At 45.0% G+C, this 1007-nt stretch carries 1 protein-coding gene; it reads right to left on the bottom strand.

Features of this window, described 5'->3' with window-relative positions; all coding sequences use genetic code 11:
- Positions 1-1007 (bottom strand): PrkA family serine protein kinase (locus R7F07_RS25570; RefSeq protein ID WP_318110717.1); only part of this gene is annotated, 1007 nt, incomplete at both ends.

Genomic DNA, 1007 nt, shown 5'->3' with positions numbered 1-1007 from the left:
ACGATTTCATTTCGGAAATCTTTCGGGTTGGAGATACCAGCGGTTTTCTCAATTTTCTCTAGTTCCGCATTGAGAGACGCGCGGTCAAATAGCTGCCCCGTTTCTGGATCACGGTATTCTTGGTCCTGAATCCAGAAGTCTGCGTAGGTAACATAACGGTCGAAGATGTTTTGGCCGTATTCAGAGTAAGATTCTAGGTACGCGGTTTGAATTTCTTTACCGATAAACTCAACGTAACGAGGAACGAGGTACCCTTTCAAAAACTCAAGATATTTTTCTGCGGTTTCTGAAGGGAATTGTTCGCGTTCTACTTGTTGTTCAATCACATAGAACAAGTGAACTGGGTTTGCTGCCACTTCGGTTTGGTCAAAGTTGAACACGCGAGACAAAATCTTAAACGCAAAACGTGTAGATAGGCCGTTCATGCCTTCATCGACGCCTGCGTAATCTCGATATTCTTGGTAGCGTTTCGCTTGAGGATCGGTGTCTTTTAGCGTCTCGCCGGCGTACACGCGCATTTTCGAGAAGATAGACGAGTTTTCAGGCTCTTTCAGACGAGAAAGAATGCTGAACTGCGCCAATGTTTCTAATGTGCTTGGTGAGCAAGGGGCTTGAGATAGTTCACTGTTTTCAAGCAGTTTTTGATAGATTTTAACTTCTTCCGATACGCGTAAACAGTACGGTACTTTAACGATGTATACACGGTCTAGGAAGGCTTCGTTGTTTTTGTTGTTGCGGAAGGTTTGCCACTCAGATTCGTTAGAGTGAGCCAAAATCATGCCGTCAAACGGAATTGCAGAAAGGCCTTCCGTCCCGTTAAAGTTGCCTTCCTGTGTTGCGGTTAGTAATGGGTGCAATACTTTAATTGGCGCTTTGAACATCTCGACGAATTCCATCAAGCCTTGGTTTGCTTTACACAGCGCGCCAGAGTAGCTGTATGCATCTGGGTCGTCTTGAGAGTAGTGTTCGAGTTTACGGATATCCACTTTACCGACGAGTGATGAAAT

Source organism: Vibrio sp. YT-16 (assembly GCF_033337405.1).
GTDB lineage: Bacteria > Pseudomonadota > Gammaproteobacteria > Enterobacterales > Vibrionaceae > Vibrio > Vibrio alginolyticus.
This window is presented reverse-complemented; position numbering and strand designations above follow the sequence as displayed.